Genomic DNA, 14,960 nt, shown 5'->3' with positions numbered 1-14,960 from the left:
GGTCACTCCGCACCGGGTGTCTCGTCCGGGTCGCCGTAGCCGCCACCGCCGGGCGTCTCGACCCGGACGGTCGTTCCGGGCGGGACCTCCCTTGTCACCTTCGCGGGCACCGTTTCGCCGTCGATTTCGTTGCGTCCGCACGCCCCATCCGCACCGCCGGCCAGCCCCCACGGGGCCGTTCGGCGGCGCTCGGTCAACAGCGAGACGGTCGCGGCCGCCTCGACGGTGAGTTCGCGGACGAGGCCGTCGCCCCCGTGATGTCTGCCCGCGCCGCCGCTGCCCGCACGCAGACTGTACTCCTCGACGCGTAGCGGATAGGCTGCTTCGAGCGCCTCGACCGGCGTGTTCAGCGTGTTCGTCATCCCGACCTGCACGCCAGAGGGGCCGTCGGCGTCGACGCTCGCGCCCATCCCGCCGCCGACCGTCTCGTAGTAACTGAACCCCGGCCCGCCGACGACGACGTTGTTCATCGTCCCCTGTCCCGCCGCGGGCACGCGGTCGGGCACCGCCTCGGCCAGCGCCCGAAACACTACGTCGGTGACGCGCTGACTCGTCTCGACGTTGCCGCCGACCACCGCGGCCGGTGGCTGGGGGTTCAACAGCGACCCCGGCGGGGCGTGGACGCGCACGGGGTCGTAACACCCGCCGTTGGGCGGCACGTCGGGGTCGGTGACCGACCGGACGACGAAGTACACCGCACTCTTTGCGACCGACAGCGGGGCGTTGACGTTGCCCTCGACCTGCGGGTCGGTGCCGGCGAAGTCCACGTCCAGCGTCGCCCCGTCGACGGTCACCGTCGCCTCGATATGCACGTCGGCGTCGGTGACGCCGTCGCCCTCCAGTACGTCGCTGGCGGTGTAGGTGCCGTCCGGGAACTCGCGGAGTTCGGCCTCGACGCGCTGTCGGGAGTAGTCCCGAACGGCGTCGAACGCCGACAACAGGCGGTCGCCGTGGTCGGCCAGCAACTCCGTGACGCGCTCGGCCCCGCGTTCGTTCGCGCCGAGTTGCGCCCGGAGGTCGGCCCGTCGTTCGGCCGGGTTGCGGACGTTCGCTTCGAGGAGGGTCCAGACGCCATCTCGTCGCTCGCCGCCGGCGACGAGTCTCGTCGGCGGGATGCGCAGGCCCTCCTGCTGGATGTCACGCGCGCCCGCGGGCATACTCCCGGGTGCCATCCCGCCCACGTCGGCGTGGTGGGCCCAGGAGACGGCGTAACCGACGACGTCGTCGTCGGGGACGATCGGTGAGACGAGGGTCACGTCCGGGAGGTGCGTTCCGCCGGCAAAGGGGTCGTTCAGGACGAACACGTCACCGGGTTCCGGGTCCCGGTCGAGGACGGCGTCGACGGCCTCGGGCATCGCGCCGAGGTGGACCGGGATGTGTTCGGCCTGTGCCACGAGTTCGCCGTCGGCGTCGAACAGCGCCGTCGAGCAGTCCCGGCGCTCGGTGATGTTCGGGGAGAACGCGCCCCGAATCAGCACCTGTCCCATCTCCTCGGCGACGCTCTCTAGCTGGTTGCGCAGGATTTCGAGTTCCACCGCGTCGAGGTCGTGGTCCGCTGTCTCGTCGGCAGTCATTCGTCACCCTCCAGTCGAAGCGTCCCGCGGTCGTCGGCACGGAGCGTCCAGTTCGGCGGCACGACGACGGTGCTCTCGCCGCCCTCGACGATGGCGGGGCCGTCACGCGTCGTTCCGGGACCGAGCGCCCCCCAGTCGAGGACCGGCGTCTCGTGCCACCGCTCACCGAACGATACGTCGCGGGTACCGGTCTGTGCGGGTCCGTCGCTCGCCGAGTGGGCTATCGGCGGCATCTCGTGGCCGACGGTGGCCGTCGCTCGCAGGGTGACCAGTTCGACGACGGCGTCGGGCAGACGGTAGCCGTGGGCCCGTTCGTGGGTCGCGTGGAAGCGCTCGCGGAGGGTCGCCCGGTCGAAGTCCTCGATTTCGACGCCGAGTTCGTGGCTCTGGCCGGCGTAGCGACAGTCGGCCTCGACGGTGACCGTCGCCGCCTCGGGGTCGCTCGTCTCGGCCAGCACCTCGGCTTCGAGGTCGTCGAGAACCGACGCGACGGCCGCTGGGTCGACCTCGTCGAGATGCGCCCGATAGGTCCGGACGGCGTCGTGTTGCTCGTCGGCCGCCAGCAAGCCCAGCGCCGAGAGGACGCCGCTGGCTCGGGGGACGACCACCGTGGAGACGCCAAGCCGGTCGGCGAGCGCCGCCGCGTGCATCGGGCCGGCGCCGCCGAACGCCGCCATCGCGAACTCGCGGGGGTCGTGACCGCGTTCGGCCGTGACGCTCCGGATGGTTCGGGTCATCGTCGCGTTGGCGACGCGGTAGACGCCGCGAGCGGCCGCCAGCGGATCGTCGAGGCCCGCCTCGGTCGCGAGGTCGGCGAGCGCGTCCCGCGCCGCGTCGACGTCGAGTTCGAGCGCCGCTCCGAGCGTCGTGTCGGCACCGAGATACCCCAACAGGAGCGCCGCGTCGGTGACCGTCGGGTCGGTACCGCCCTTCCCGTAGCAGGCCGGGCCGGGGTCGGCCCCCGCCGACTGGGGGCCCACGCGGAGCGCGCCGCCAGCGTCGACCCACGCGAGTGAGCCGCCGCCGGCACCGACCGTCTCGACGTCGACCATCGGGACCCGGACGGGACGGCCGCCCACGTCCGCCTGCGTGGTCCGCTCCACCTCGCCCTCGCGAACGAGCGAGACGTCGCTGGAGGTCCCACCCATGTCGAAGGTCACGAGGCCGTCGGCGTCGTCCGGTTCGAAGGCGCTCGCGCCGACGACGCCGGCCGCCGGACCCGAGAGCGCCGTCGTCACCGCATGTCGGCGGACTGTGTCGGCGTCGGCGATGCCGCCGTTCGACTGCATCACCCGCGGTTCGGGAAGGCCTCGGTCGGTCGCGCCGTCGACCAGTCGACCGAGGTAGTCGTCGATGACCGGCGTGACGAACGCGTCGGCCACCGTGGTCGCGGTGCGTTCGTACTCTCGGAACGCGGCCAGTACCTCGTGACTGGCCGACACCGGCACGTCGAGTTCCTCGCGGAGTCCCTCGGCGACGCGGCGCTCGTTCTCCGGGTGTGCGTAAGCGTGGAGGAACGACACCGCAACCGCGTCGGCGTCGATATCGGCGGCGAGGTCCCGGACCGCACGCTCGTCGACGGCCGTCTCGATACCGTCGGTGGTCGCCCGTTCGGCGAGTTCGTACCGACGTTCGGCGGGAACGAACGGGTCGGGGCGGGCGACGGACTGGTCGTACAACTCCGGGCGGTCCTGTCGCCCGATAGCCAGTACGTCGCCAAAGCCCTCGGTGGTCACGAGCGCCGTCTCCGCGCCGTCTGCTTCCAGCAGCGCGTTCGTCGCCACGGTCATCGCGTGGCGGAACTGATCGACCTCGTCCGGGTCGACGCCGCCCGTCTCACAGGCCGCGGCGACACCCGAGAGCACGCCCTCGTGCTGTGGGCTCGTCGTCGGTACTTTCGTCGTCGTCATCCCGTCTTCGGCGACGAGGACGACGTCGGTGAAGGTCCCCCCGACGTCGACGCCCAACCTGACCGAATCGTCCATACGTCGTCTCCGGACGCCGGGTGCAAAAACGTCGCCTAGTTCCAGGTCCAGTTCGAGTCCAGCGCGTAGCGGTAGAGCCCCGTCGCAGCGATGGCGATGGCGTTGGCGACCAGATACTCGATGCCGCCCCACGTCACCAGCGCGTACAGCGCGCCCAGTTGGAGCGGGATGGCCGTCCCGCGGACGAGGTTCGTCTTGCCCATCCCCACGAGATACTCCCGCATCGACGTGTGACGCGAGCGATGGAACGTCCACGCGTTGTTGAGGACGTACTGGAACAGGATGGTCACCTCGATGGCCACGAACGCGCTCAACAGGTAGTTGATGCGCCCGATGTCGACGAACACCCAGAGCAAGGCCGTCTGGATAGTCGCCGCTGTCAGGCCGACGAGGAAGAACCGAACGAGTCGCTGTCGTCGCGGCGAGGTGGCGACGGCGAACGACATGGAGCCCTATTTATAACCGAGTGCCTTTAAGCGTGCCGCTATTTCGTCAGACGTCTGTCCGTCATCGCCGGTCTCGTCGGCGTCTGCGGCGGTTTCGAGTCGGTCGACGTGGTCGGCGACGGCCGCCGAAAGTCGGTCGAGGACTGGCGGCGGCGCGGTGTCCGCGGTGGCTGTCGCACACAGGTTTCGCCGTTCATCCGGGTCCTCACGTCGGTCGTACAGTTCCCGGTGGCCCGACTCGGTGTGTTCGACGTACGTCCAGCGGGCGTCGCGGGCGCTCACGAGCAACTCGCCGTCGTCGAGACGGCGTGGAATCGGTTGGCTCGTCACGCTCTCGCCCCGCACCGCGACGGACACCACCGGACTCTGGGACTCGATGGTCTCGCCGTCCAGTGCCGGGGCGACCGACTCGCCCTCCCACGCGGGCGCGGGGTCGACGCCGAGCAGGTCACACACCGTCGGCGCGATGGTGTCGAGGCCGACTGGCTGGTGGACCGTCCCGCTCCCCCCGTCGGGATGGGTCACGACGTAGGGTACCTCGACGAGTTCGCCGTACAGTTTCGGGTAGTGCGCGAGGTGGCCGTGGTCTAGGAACTCCTCGCCGTGGTCGCCGGCGACGACGACGGCCGTCTCCTCGGCCAGTCCCTCGGCGTCCAGCGTGTCGAGCAGACGGCCGACGCTCGCGTCGACCTGCCTCACCGTCCCGTCGTACAGCGTCCGGAGGGTGCCCAGCGTTCGCTGGTCGACGTCCCACCCGAGGCCGGTCCGCAGGTGGGAACCGAGCATTCGGAACAGGCCGAAGTGGGTGTCAGATACCTCTCGGAGGTGTCGCGGCGCCGGGACGTAGGGCGTGTGTGTGTCCATGTAGTGTACCCAGAGAAAGAACCCGTCGTCGGCGGCGCCTTCGAGGAAGTCCGTAGCGTGCTGTTCTAAGTCGCCCATACGCGAGACGTCTGCGAACGGGCGGGCGTCGGACTCACCACGGAGGGCGGCGGCGGCCCGCCGGAAGGGAGACGTGCCGAGTTGGACCCACGCCTGCACCGTCGGGTGCGCCGCGAGGTACTTGCTGTACCCGCCGCTTTCGACGAACGGTTCGAACTCGTCGAAGCCGCGGTCGTACCCCCAGTGGTCCGTGAGGAAGCCGTTGGCGGCGTTGAACCCGCCGGTCTCGACGCCGGCCTCGGATAACTGTTCGGCGAGCGTCGGCGTCGATGCCACGCCGATGTCCGCTCCCTCGTCGAAGACCGGGCGAGATCCGTGAACGCTGGGGAACGAGAAGGGCGTCCAGTTGCCGTGTGCCATCGCGTTCTCGAAGACGACGCCGTCGTCGGCGAGTCCGTCCAGTACCGGAGAGACGCTGTCGTCGCCGCCCACCGCGTCGGCCCGAAGCGAGTCGACAGTGACGAGAACGACGTTTTCAACCTCGGCCGGCACCTACACCACTCCCATGGCTGTCCGCGCCGCGTCCGTTGACAAGGCCGAGTCAGGGCCGGTGTCGCGACCGCACCGTCGCGAATCGTGCATACGTTAGCAACTCGGTACGCGATACTGAAGGTTCTGGTTGCTGTGTCGCCACCGACGACGGAAAGAAGGTTCTCACGACCGCTCACCGGGTTTCGTGGGCCGGCCGCGTCTCATCGCTCCGTGTTTCAATCCGGATTTAACCTTCCAGCGGGGCTTTAGTACGGCCGTACCAACGAATCGAGTGCATGACAGCGAACTGCCCTCCAGACGCCGTCCGACCGCCGGACGGTGTCGGCCCGTCGAACCGCGATACAACCAGCAGGCGGGAGGTGCACCGATGACGACCCGGTCGCTCGCACTCGTCTGCCTCCTGCTTTCGGCTACAGTGGTCGGTATCGGCCCCGCGCTGGCCGACCAGAGCGCCACCGTCGACGACGGTAGCCTCCCGCTGGCCTCGGCCGAGCAACAGGTCGTCACCGGTGAGACGAGTATCGCGCCGGGTACCGAACTGACCGTCCGTCTCCGGTCGAACGACGCCGCGGCACCGTTCCTCCACCAGCAGACCGCCCGCGTCGCCGACGACGGCAGTTTCGCCGCCGTCTTCGACCTGAGCAACGTGGCGCCCAACACGTCCTACGAACTGACGATTCACTACGACGGGCAGACGCTCGCGGAACGCACCGAGACGCTAGTCGCCTGTGACGGCGACTGCACCGACACGGTTCCCGAGACCCCGACGCCGACGCCGGCCCCGAACGACGGGGTCGTTCAGGTGACCCAAGGTGAGGTCGCCGAGATTCCGGTCGCGATTGACGGCACGGAGACGGCGGTGTTCTCGCTCGGTGGCGACGATGTCAACTACCTCGTCAACGCGTCGCTGATCGACGGCGACGGCGACGGGACTGTGACGGTCCGATTCGACACCGCAAACGCCGGGACCGACGGCGAGACGCTGTCGGTGGCCGACGCCAGCGACTCGCTGATGGTCACCCGCGAGGAGACGGAACTCCCGTCGACGCTCGACCCCGCATCCTACGAGTACCGCGTCTTCTACGGCGACGGTACGGACGGCCGTGCGGACGACGTAGGCACGCTCCTCGTCGAAGCGAACGATACCGCCGAGGAGCAGTTCGCCGTCGACGACGGCCCCGAGTTCGGCTTCGAGCGAAGCGTCTACACGACGCGACAGGGCGGGACGGCCCGGCTGACCGTCGTCCTCGCCGACGCCGAGGCGGGGACGGTGTCCATCGGCGGCCGCGAGAGCGGGTACGAGATAAACGCGACCGTCCGCGACGGCGACGGCGACGGCACCGTGACGCTCCTGTTCGACACGGCGGCCGCCGGTCGGGACGGGACGACGCTTACGGCGGCCGCCGAGACCGACTCGGTGACGGTCGAATCCGGGTCGGAGGTAACGCTGGACACGCGACTCGACGCGACCGAGTACGACCTCACGTTGTACCGGGGAGACGGTGCCACCGACGACGCGGCGGACATCGGTACCCTCTCGGTGCAGGCGAGCAACGGGACGACGAACGACCGCGGTTCGACGGCCACCGTCGCCGACGGCCCCACGAACGGGGACGACACGGAGTCCGGCTCCGGGATACCGCTCGAACCGGGGAGTCTCGCACTCGGTGCCGGCGGCCTCGTCGCCATCGTCGGCCTCGGCATCATCCTCCGGCCCCTGCTGTAGCCGGGCCGACCCAGCACTGTCGACAGTTTTTGCTCCGTTACCCGCCGAGAACGCACTCCTCGACTTCGACGGCCGGTACGGTCAGTACGCGGCCGCGTCCTCCCGACGCAACACGAGCGCGACGACGGCCAAAACGACGAGACAGCCACAGAAGAAGAGCAATCCCGGTTCGGCAACTTCGAAGACGAACCACGCAAGCGACCCCGCCGGGTCGGTCTGGGGAGCGTTCGGGCTGGCCGGACCGAGGACGCCGTTCCCGCCGGCAGGGTTGGCGAGTCGTTCGGCCCCCCACTGGACGAACAGACTCGCGAGGCCCAGCAAACCGAGGCCGGCGACCACGTCGGTCAGCGACTGCTGGAGGCGGGGCCGCAAGTCGCGGTTCCCCACCAGTACGATGGGGTCGCTGGCGGGGCCGTAGACGGTCATCTCGTTGCCCTTCTCGGAGTAGACGGTGTCGATAGATTCGACGAGCCCTGCCGCTTCGAGATTCGAGATGTGGTAGTGGACGTTCTGGACGGACGTATCACAGCGGCGCGCTATCTCGGACGCCGTGCCTGGCTGGTCGAACAGGGTCCGAAACAGCGCACGGGCCGTGTCCGAGGAGAGGGCGTCCAACACCTCGTCGGTGTCTGCCTCGTCGACGTCCAACACGCGCGGTCGCTCGTCGGGCGACCCCGTCCGCTCCTGTATCCGGTCGATGAGTCCCGACATGTCTCTACTACGGTGTGACGGAGCCACCACTATAGCCGTTCGGCTGGCTTAAAATCGCGTTTAACCGCCGGCCGTCTCGTTCTCGGCGGCCCCGACAGCGCCCCGCGGGTCGGCGAGGCCGTGTCCCGAGGCGTAGTCGACCCCCGGCGGGCCGACGTCCCGAGCAGTCAGTTCCAGCAGGAGTTCGACGTGGCGCGGCGACAGCGATCCGTCCGCATCGAGCATGAGCGCCGCCACCGCGCCGACGTAGGGGGCCGCCGCGGAGGACCCGACGAACCCGTTTTCGGTCAGGCCGGCAAAGCGACGGTCCGGCGCCACCACGTCGACGCCGGGCCGCCCGTCCAGCGTCGGCCCCCGGGAACTGAACGGTTCGACGCGCTCGACCCGCGTATCGTAGGCGCCGACGGTGACCACGCCACGTGCGGTGCCCGGAGCGACGACGCTCCCGGAGGGCCGCGCCTGCGAGAACTCGTGAGTCGGCGAGACGAGGCGGAGACGGGCGCCGGTCGGGTCGGCGGGGCCTCGGACGACGAGGAAGTACCGACCCGGCGAGACGTCGGCGACGATGCGTTCGTTGGGAACGTCGTCACCGGGATACGGCTGTGATCGGGCGACCAGTCGAGTCGCCGTCCCGTTCGTCCAGTACAGTTCGGCCGTGTAGTCCTCGTCGGCGTGGGCGCGGTCCCACGAGAGCCAGACGGTCACGTCCGTCCCGCCGCCGATGGCGGTACGTCGAACGGGCGACTCGCCGTCGTCGCCGCCGAACAACACCGTGCCGTTCGCGGTACCCGCGGCGTCGTAGGTACCCCGCCAGTGCGAGGCCGCGAGGTTGCCCGCCGGCGCGACGAACACCGTCCCCGCATCAGTCGCTCGTTGGGCGACGCGCGCGGCCTCGCCCGTGCCGTCACCGGGGTGGCCGTAGAACGACACCGGCGCGACGACGACGTCGACGCCCGCCCGTCTGAGCCACCGTACGGCCCGCCGATAGCTGTCGATGCCGTCGACGCGGGCGAGATAGAGCGTCGCGTCCGGCGCCGTCCGGGCGACCACCGTCGCCGCCGCCGTGCCGTGGCCGGTCTGGCCGCCGTCGACGGACCCGGTCCCGAACGCGCGGGCCGCCCGCACGGAGCGAGTCAGCGGCGGTCGGTCCGTGTCGAACCCGGTGACGTCGACGACGCCGACGGTGACGTTCTCGCCGGTCAGCCCGCGGTCGTGGAGACTGACGAACCCCCGGCCACCGTCGGGCTGCTCGCCGGCCTCGGTCGGCGCAGTCGCGGCGGGCCGCTCGGACGGGGGCGGCGTCGGACTGGCCGGCGTCGTCGTCGCGAGCACTCCCAGTGCGCCCGTGAGCGCGACCACCGCGAGTATGGCCACGGCGAGTGCAACCCGCCGGTCAGCCATCGGCCACCTCCACGTCGGCCCGTATATCGGGAACCCAACCGGGACGTGACACCCTGACGCCCCCAGTTCGTGCCAGCCGGTAACTGTACGAGCGAATCCGAGTCTGGCGGCCCCACTTGTTCCGCTCGATGGTGACCAGCGTCGCCGAGAAGGCCGTCACCCGGCCCTCGCCGGTCACGACGGCCTGTGCTTCGTACCGGACCGTATCTGCCTCTCGCGGGTCGCCGCCCGGGGTGGCGTAGGTGGTCGTCGTGAGGACGTACCGCTCGGGCGTGCCGGATTCGATAGCGGCGACGTGGTACCGCCCGGTCGCGAGCCAGCGTTCGAGGCGGGCCGTGCGGTACCGGGCTGTCGGCCCCATCCCGTCGGTGCGGCCGGTCCGGCCGCCGACGACGTGCCGGAACCCGCGTCCCCCGACAATCCATCGCTCGACGCGCCGTTCGTCTCCGTCACCGGCCGTGACGGCGCGCCGCCAGAGCGTGCCGTTCCCGTCGGTCAGCGTCCGCGTTCGAACGGTTCGGTTCGACTCGCCCGGCACGCTACTCCGATGGGTCCACGTCGTCGCGAGGTCGACGCCGACGCCGTCGAGCGACCGTTCGTGGGCGCGGACGAGCGCCGTCGCGTTGACGATGCCGCCGTCGACGCCCGGTGGGGCCTGTCCGGCCGTCGCGACGCTCCCCGTGTCAGAGGCACCGACGCCGAAGCCGACACAGCCGGCGGAGACGACGAGCAGACCGACGATCACCACCCGAAGCAACGCCATCGACGGGGGTTCGGCCCCCGGTACCTAATGTCCACGGCAGACTCAAAGCAGATTTGTAGTGTCGTGTCGCGGCCGATAGCTTTAGGCAGCCCCGCTCGAAGTGCCACGACGATGCCCTCCACAACCCGCCGCGCGTTCCTCGGAGCGGCAGCCACGGGCCTCACCGGCCTCGCTGGCTGTGACTCGCTCGGGGAGAACGACCCGACCGTCGAGTTGACGCTCCACGTCGACCGCCTCGACCGCCCGCTGGCAGCGACGTTGCTCTGGACCCCGCCCGAGCGCGCCGCCGACCACCCTGTCCAGCGGACCCGACGTCGAGCGGTGGCTGCCGCCGTCGACGGCGAGCGGGTCAGCACCTACGGGTACGGCGTCGTCCCCGACGGCGAGTACGTCGAGCACGATGGCCGCTACTACCTCCTGCACGACGTGATTACCGGCAGCGAACGCATCGAGCGGTCGGTGCTGCGTCTGTCGTGGGTCGGCCGCGTCGACTCCGAAGAGACGCCCGAGGGGACGCCGCGAGAGGCCCTGCCGGAGTACGACCAGAACGCGGTGATGCCGGCGTTCTTCGCGGCCAGAGCCGAAGAACACGGCGGCGGCGCCCCGTGGGACTTCATCGAACAGGGTGGGTTCGTCTATCGCCACCTCGACGAGGTCGAGAGCGAACTGGCACCCGACCCCGAACACGAGTACGTCGCCGTCCACGGGACGGTGCTGAAAGTCACGGTGGCACAGGAGACACTCGTCGAACCCGAACACACGGGGTTCGCGACGGAGGTGGCCGACAGCGCCGCAGCGTTCGACGACGTCGCCGACGCCGCCACCGTGGAACGCCGTCTCGCGCCCGACGACCTCGGCCCCGACGTGCGGGACCTGTTCGAGCGCGTCCGGGGACTGGAACGGTACAGCGAGACGATGCCGCTCTCGGACACCTTCGAGTCGCTGGTCGAGACACTTCGGATGCGCGACGCGCTCGACTGTACACCGGAGAACTGCCGTCCGAGGATGTACGAGACGGAGTATCTCGCCTACGACGGCGAGTACTACGACTGCGCGCTCTACACGAACGTCACCGAGTAGCGGCCGCGTCGGCGAGGTCGCGCAACCGCCGTAGCCGAGCGCCCGTCGGGGGATGGGTGGCGAAGGCCCGCGAACGGAGGCGGCGGAGCGCCGCGAGGATGCCGTGGTCCGTCGACGGTTCGGCGAGGGCGACGGCGGCGACCGCTCAGGTCGGATTCGGCTCGTAGGACGGCCCCACGCGGAGGTCCAGCGTTCGCTCGGCCACCGAGACGTCGAGGGTCTCGTGTTCGGCGAGTTCGCCGTCGCGGCTGAACGTCACTGGGTCGCCGTGGCCGTCGATGGAAACGTCCCGTGCGCGGACGTGCGTGACGCCCTCGGTGTCCCGAGCGAGCAGTCGGTGGCCGATGGCTTCGGCGACGAGGTTGCCGGCCGGCATCCGCTCGACGATGGCGACGTCCAGCAGGCCATCCTCCATGTCGGCCTGCCCGCCGCGTTCGACGAACTTCCGGGCGTTGCCGACGAGGAGACAGGTCGCCTCGCCGGACCACGTGAACGGCCCCTCCTCGCCGACGGCCTCGATAGAGAGGTCCAACCCGTCGAACTCAAGAGCCTCCTGCGTGCCGGTGATGAGGAACGCGAGCGTCCCGAACCGACCCTTCAGGTCGCCGGAGGTGGCGACGCTGGCGTCGGCCGGGAGGCCGGCGATACAGGAGACGAGGAACGGTTCGCCGTCGGCGACGCCGACATCGACCGAGCGGGTCTCGCCGGTGTCGGCGACCTCGACGCCGTGCTGGAGGTCCGTGACGCCGATGGTCCCCGCGAGCAGGTTCGCCGTCCCGGCGGGGACGACGCTCAGCGTCACCTCGTCGAGGTGGTCGGCGTCGTGGAGACCCCGAAGCACCTCGTTGATTGTGCCGTCGCCGCCGCAGACAGCGACTTCGGAGACGCCGTCTGCGCCTGCTGTCCGGCCGAACTCGACGGCGTCGCCGGCACCCTGCGTCTCCTCGACGGCGAACCCGCGGGCCCGCATCAACCGTTCGACGTAGTCCGCGTGTTCCCCGTCACCGCTGACGGGGTTGACGATACACCGTCGGGACCCGACTTGCATACCCGGACACAGAGGCCTATCGCACTTAGGTATCTGGTTCTCGGCCAATCCGAGACCGAAGGCACAGCCGACACCCCGTCCGTACCAACTGAAGAACAGAGATGAGCGACCTCCGACTCCGGCCGCTCACCCTGATCTCACGAGGGGGCGTTGTCGCGGTCGGCGGCCTGCTACCGACCGAGGTTGATCACGCCGACGAGTTCGTCGGCCGGAATCCGTCGGTCTTGGAACCGCGACCGCTCGACGCGCCGCGGCAGGCGGGCCACTGCACGCAGTAGCACACAGTGTCCCGAAAGCGTTCGGCCGACCATCAGGACAGGTCGAACTTCTCGGCGGCGGTCTGCATGTCCTTGTCCCCGCGGCCACAGAGGTTGACGAGGATGGTGTCGTGGCGGTCCTCCTCGGCGAGTTTTATCGCGAGTGCGATGGCGTGGCTGGGTTCGAGCGCCGGGACGATGCCCTCGGCCTCGCTCAGCTCACGGAACGCGGCGAGCGCTTCCTCGTCCGTGATACCGTGGTACTCCGCCCGGCCGAGCGACTGGAGGGCGGCGTGTTCCGGGCCGACGGCCGGGTAGTCGAGGCCGGCACTGACGGAGTGGTTCTCGGTGTCCTCGTCGATGACGTGGGTCTTCATCCCCTGAAAAATCTGGGGGTCGTCGTGCTTCGTCGCCGACAGCGGCGCGGAGTGCTGGCCGGAGTCGAGTCCCTTGCCCGCCGGTTCCGCGCCGTACAGCGCCACGTCGTCCTGTTTGAACGCGTGGAACAGGCCAATAGCGTTCGACCCGCCGCCGACGCAGGCGACGCAGGCGTCGGGCAGGTCGCCGTGTAGCTCCTGTATCTGCTCGCGGGCCTCGCGTCCGATGACCGACTGGAACTCCCGGACCATCCGCGGAAACGGGTCGGGACCGACGGCGCTCCCGACGAGATAGTGCGTCTCCTCGGTGTGTGCGACTAAGTCCTCCATCGCGGCGTCGACGGCCTCCGCGAGGCCCTCGTTGCCCCGCGTGACTTCCTCGACGTCGGCCCCCATCAGGCGCATGCGGAAGACGTTCATCTCCTGTCGCTGCATGTCGCGCCGGCCCATGTACACAGTCGTATCGAGGTCCAGCAACGCGCCGACCATCGCCGTCGCGGTACCGTGCTGGCCGGCCCCCGTCTCCGCGATGAGGCGCTCCTTCCCGGCCTTTTTCGCCAGCAACGCCTGTCCGAGCGTGTTGTTGAGTTTGTGCGCGCCGCCGTGGAGCAGGTCCTCGTGCTTGAAGTAGATGTTCGCGTCGTAGCGCTCGCTCAACGTCTCGGCGTGGAACACCGGCGTCGGCCGGCCGCCGAAGTGCTCCAACAGAGAGTCCAGTTCCTCGCGGAACGACTCGTCGTCGCGCACCTCCTCGAACGCCGCCGCCAGTTCCGCGAGCGGTTCTTCCAGCGGTTCCGGGACGTGTCGGCCACCGAACTCCTCGAACGCTCCGGGTGTGGACATGTGACGTACTGACAGCGCATCTCGCTAAAAGCTACTGCCGATTCTGGGCCGGCCGTGAGGATCCGAACGGCTGGTGTGCCCGCGGGAGCGAGCGCGAACGGTCGCGACCGTCCCGCTATCGCTCGTGGCCCGCCCGCGCCAGTCGATGGGCACGCTCGTTCTCCCCGCGCTCGACTGCCCGGTAGGTGACGACCGGCACGTCGGCGACACACTCGTGGATGGCGTCCACGCGGCGGCGAACGACGCGGTCACTCGGGGTCGCCGCCGCCGTCGGGTCCACCGCCCGGAGCACCGCGTCGGCGTCGCCGTGGACGTGCAGCGACGTGACCGTCGTCGGGTACGCTTCGACGGCCCGCACGGCCTCCAGCAACGCCCGGTACTCGAGATGCGCACTGGAGACGAACGCGTCGACGGCCAGCGACCGCTCGATGACCGTCGTCGTCCCGTCCTCGACGAGGAACCCGACCGCCGCAGACGTGGGCGTACCGTCGTCGGACCCGTACAGCACGCTCGCGTCGAAGTACAGCAAGAGCGAAGGACTGGTGGGTGACCCGTCGGCCGGTGGCACAGCCACGTCTCCGACCGACCGCACAAAAGTCCCGTCGGTTGCCGTAGTCAGCCCTCCGAGACCTCTGGCGTCGATGACAGGTCGTCGGTGTAGATACCGACGGCGAAGAACGGCGAGATGCCGAGGGCGGTGTCGAGGTCCGGCGGGATAGGGACGACAACGCAGCCACCGAACCAGACGAAGAGAGGACTCACGATGACGGCGAGGACGACGATCCGGGAGCGCCGTCGCATCCGGGACTGTGCGCGTTGGATTCGCTACACGACCGCTGGATACGGCGCTGTGTCTACACAGTAATACTACGGATACAGCGGCGCCGGTCGACCGCTACTCCCCGCCCCACTCGTCCCTTCCCCGCCTCCCCGTCCCGTCGTTGACCCACGTCTGCACGGCCTCTCGCGAGCCGTCACGGTACGTCGGATACGTCGGTCCGCAGTCGACGTCGCGTCGGAACTGCGCTGCCGTCGTAGGCATCAGTTGCGAGAGGACGGTTGCGGCCGGTTTGCCCACGGAGAACCACACGAACCGCCGGGACACGACCGGGCGACGGTGCATCGAGGCGGTCCGCGAAGCGCTCGAAGTCGTCGACGCCGGCCACCCGTTCCCCGTCGACGACGTGATAGAGCAGAGGCAATCGGCTGTGCCCCGAGTACCGCCGCCGAACACCTCTAGAGAGCTGAGTCGAAGCTACTGAGATCGGTGCGTGACGGCCGATAGATCGTGTGACGGCCACGGAGCAGCGAGACA

14 protein-coding genes are annotated in these 14,960 nt (G+C 69.6%); 3 read left to right on the top strand and 11 right to left on the bottom strand.

What is annotated here, in order from left to right:
• Nucleotides 1-2 precede the first annotated feature (2 nt).
• Genes IEY28_RS18210 through IEY28_RS18195 form a run of 4 tightly spaced genes read right to left on the bottom strand, consistent with a single transcriptional unit; the run spans nucleotide 3 to nucleotide 5,439 of the window.
• The gene (locus IEY28_RS18210) at nucleotides 3-1,574 is read right to left on the bottom strand and encodes a hydantoinase B/oxoprolinase family protein (RefSeq protein ID WP_189001305.1); all 1,572 of its coding nucleotides are present in this window, start codon (nucleotides 1,572-1,574) and stop codon (nucleotides 3-5) included.
• On the bottom strand, nucleotides 1,571-3,559 hold the full coding sequence (locus IEY28_RS18205) for a hydantoinase/oxoprolinase family protein (RefSeq protein WP_189001303.1): 1,989 nt from the start codon (nucleotides 3,557-3,559) through the stop codon (nucleotides 1,571-1,573). Before IEY28_RS18205 ends, IEY28_RS18210 begins: the two co-directional genes overlap by 4 nt.
• A 35-nt stretch (nucleotides 3,560-3,594) precedes the next feature.
• Nucleotides 3,595-4,005: a GtrA family protein gene (locus IEY28_RS18200; RefSeq protein WP_189001301.1), complete on the bottom strand. Its 411-nt coding sequence runs from the start codon at nucleotides 4,003-4,005 to the stop codon at nucleotides 3,595-3,597.
• A gap of 6 nt (nucleotides 4,006-4,011) precedes the next feature.
• Nucleotides 4,012-5,439 carry a sulfatase gene (locus tag IEY28_RS18195; protein ID WP_189001299.1) on the bottom strand — a complete coding sequence of 476 codons (1,428 nt, stop codon included), beginning with the start codon at nucleotides 5,437-5,439 and terminating at the stop codon, nucleotides 4,012-4,014.
• Between the two features lie 367 nt (nucleotides 5,440-5,806).
• Between IEY28_RS18195 and IEY28_RS18190 the strand changes: the two genes are divergently transcribed.
• On the top strand, nucleotides 5,807-7,165 hold the full coding sequence (locus tag IEY28_RS18190; protein WP_189001297.1) for a DUF7827 domain-containing protein: 1,359 nt from the start codon (nucleotides 5,807-5,809) through the stop codon (nucleotides 7,163-7,165).
• Between the two features lie 81 nt (nucleotides 7,166-7,246).
• Here IEY28_RS18190 and IEY28_RS18185 read toward each other — a convergent pair whose 3' ends face one another.
• The 3 genes from IEY28_RS18185 to IEY28_RS18175 are packed head-to-tail and all read right to left on the bottom strand — an operon-like array spanning nucleotide 7,247 to nucleotide 10,040.
• Nucleotides 7,247-7,876 carry an ArsR/SmtB family transcription factor gene (locus tag IEY28_RS18185; RefSeq protein ID WP_189001295.1) on the bottom strand — a complete coding sequence of 210 codons (630 nt, stop codon included), beginning with the start codon at nucleotides 7,874-7,876 and terminating at the stop codon, nucleotides 7,247-7,249.
• Between the two features lie 60 nt (nucleotides 7,877-7,936).
• Nucleotides 7,937-9,277, bottom strand: a complete 1,341-nt coding sequence (locus IEY28_RS18180; protein WP_189001293.1) for a S8 family serine peptidase — start codon at nucleotides 9,275-9,277, stop codon at nucleotides 7,937-7,939.
• On the bottom strand, nucleotides 9,270-10,040 hold the full coding sequence (locus IEY28_RS18175; RefSeq protein WP_189001291.1) for a hypothetical protein: 771 nt from the start codon (nucleotides 10,038-10,040) through the stop codon (nucleotides 9,270-9,272). The genes IEY28_RS18180 and IEY28_RS18175 overlap by 8 nt, the downstream gene beginning before the upstream one ends.
• A gap of 111 nt (nucleotides 10,041-10,151) precedes the next feature.
• On the opposite strand from IEY28_RS18175, the gene IEY28_RS18170 reads away from it, so the two are divergent.
• Complete coding sequence (locus IEY28_RS18170) at nucleotides 10,152-11,120, top strand: hypothetical protein (RefSeq protein WP_189001289.1); 969 nt, start codon at nucleotides 10,152-10,154, stop codon at nucleotides 11,118-11,120.
• A 145-nt stretch (nucleotides 11,121-11,265) separates the two neighbouring features.
• Here the strand turns inward: IEY28_RS18170 and IEY28_RS18165 are convergent, their stop codons facing one another.
• The 4 genes from IEY28_RS18165 to IEY28_RS18150 form a co-directional block, all read right to left on the bottom strand.
• Nucleotides 11,266-12,168, bottom strand: coding sequence for a diacylglycerol/lipid kinase family protein (locus IEY28_RS18165; protein WP_189001287.1), 903 nt, complete (start codon nucleotides 12,166-12,168; stop codon nucleotides 11,266-11,268).
• A 310-nt stretch (nucleotides 12,169-12,478) separates the two neighbouring features.
• On the bottom strand, nucleotides 12,479-13,645 hold the full coding sequence (gene trpB, locus IEY28_RS18160; RefSeq protein ID WP_189001286.1) for a tryptophan synthase subunit beta: 1,167 nt from the start codon (nucleotides 13,643-13,645) through the stop codon (nucleotides 12,479-12,481).
• 115 nt (nucleotides 13,646-13,760) lie between these two features.
• Nucleotides 13,761-14,213 carry a ribonuclease H family protein gene (locus IEY28_RS18155; protein ID WP_189001284.1) on the bottom strand — a complete coding sequence of 151 codons (453 nt, stop codon included), beginning with the start codon at nucleotides 14,211-14,213 and terminating at the stop codon, nucleotides 13,761-13,763.
• A gap of 47 nt (nucleotides 14,214-14,260) precedes the next feature.
• Nucleotides 14,261-14,446, bottom strand: a complete 186-nt coding sequence (locus tag IEY28_RS18150) for a hypothetical protein (RefSeq protein ID WP_189001282.1) — start codon at nucleotides 14,444-14,446, stop codon at nucleotides 14,261-14,263.
• A 269-nt stretch (nucleotides 14,447-14,715) separates the two neighbouring features.
• Here IEY28_RS18150 and IEY28_RS18145 point away from each other — a divergent pair, with 269 nt between their 5' ends.
• Nucleotides 14,716-14,907, top strand: coding sequence for a hypothetical protein (locus IEY28_RS18145; protein ID WP_189001280.1), 192 nt, complete (start codon nucleotides 14,716-14,718; stop codon nucleotides 14,905-14,907).
• Nucleotides 14,908-14,960 lie beyond the last annotated feature (53 nt).

It is taken from the genome of Haloarcula pellucida (genome assembly GCF_014647235.1).
GTDB lineage: Archaea > Halobacteriota > Halobacteria > Halobacteriales > Haloarculaceae > Haloarcula > Haloarcula pellucida.
Note: the sequence above shows the minus strand (reverse complement) of the source record. Positions and strands in the feature narration are given on the sequence as shown.